Annotated in this window: 1 protein-coding gene; it reads left to right on the forward strand. The window is 60.2% G+C overall.

The features are described 5' to 3' along the window. Positions 1-1,356, forward strand: a 1,356-nt coding sequence (locus tag QTI45_RS35310) for an IS3 family transposase (protein WP_286657672.1), incomplete at both ends; no start/stop codon positions are given.

The following is a 1,356-nucleotide window of genomic DNA, read 5'->3' on the forward strand; positions in this document are numbered from 1 at the left end:
AAACGGGTTAGGCCCACCATCAGACAGTTGGGTTACCCAACCAAGAACGCTTTGAAGGGCTGGTACCGCGAGTATCAGCAGCGCCTCGACCTGCCAGTGCGCTATGCAGGTCGGCAACCGAAGTTCTCGCAGGCGCAGAAGAAGGCGGCTGTCGAGCACTACCTCACCCACGATCGATGCATTGCTGCCACGATGAGGGCGCTGGGCTATCCGGGCCGGGGGACCCTGACCGCATGGGTTCGCGAGGCCCTTCCCGGGAGCCGCAAGGCGGTCGTTGGCAGGGTTGGTCAACGAAGGTACCCTGAGACCTTGAAGCAAGCGGGAGTCATGGCGCTTTGCACTCGGCAGGAAAGCGCGCAGGCCCTGGCCGAGAAATTAGGTGTGTGCCGGCCGACGTTGTACAACTGGAAGAACCAGCTTCTGGGACGTGAGGCACCCGCATCCATGAAACAGACCCATCAATCACCGCCGTCGCCAGAGCAGGCGGAGCTCGAGCGCCAAGTTGAATCGCTGCGGCGCGAGGTCAGGCAACTGCAGCTTGAGCGGGACCTCTTGAACAAGGCCAATGAACTGTTAAAAAAAGGCCTGGGCGTCGATCTGCAACTCCTGACCAACCGGGAGAAGACACTGCTGATTGACGCCCTCAGGGAGCACTATGGCCTGCCAGAGCTCCTTGCCAAGTTGGGTCTTGCGCGTAGCTCGTACTTTTACCATCGAGCCCGTACAACCGTGGGCGACAAGTACCTCTCGGCTCGGCAAGCCATCACCGCCATCTTTGAGTCGAATCATCGCTGCTACGGCTACCGCAGGCTGCAGGCTTCGCTGGCCAGGCAGCGAGTCCCCATCTCTGAGAAGGTGGTGCAGCGGCTGATGAAACAGGAAAGCCTGGTTGTTGCAAAGCCCAAGCGGCGCAGATACGCGTCCTACCTTGGCGAGATCGGTCCGGCGCCCGAGAACCTCATCAATCGCGACTTCCAGGCCGCGGCGCCAAATGAGAAGTGGCTCACGGACATCACAGAGTTCCAGATCCCTGCGGGCAAGGTCTACCTGTCGCCCATCATCGATTGCTTCGATGGGATGGTAGTGAGCTGGACCATTGGAACCAGCCCAGACGCTGAGCTGGTGAACACGATGCTGGATGCTGCCATCGAGACGGTCGCACAAACCACCGATCGGCCTGTGGTCCACTCCGATCGCGGTGGCCACTACCGCTGGCCAGGCTGGCTCTCAAGAATGAGCGAAGCCAACCTCATTCGCTCTATGTCACGCAAGGCGTGCTCACCTGACAACGCAGCCTGTGAAGGCTTCTTCGGTAGGCTGAAATCGGAACTGTTCTATCCTCGGAACTGGCAGGCC

The sequence above is a fragment of the Variovorax saccharolyticus genome (assembly GCF_030316765.1).
Lineage (GTDB): Bacteria > Pseudomonadota > Gammaproteobacteria > Burkholderiales > Burkholderiaceae_C > Variovorax > Variovorax saccharolyticus.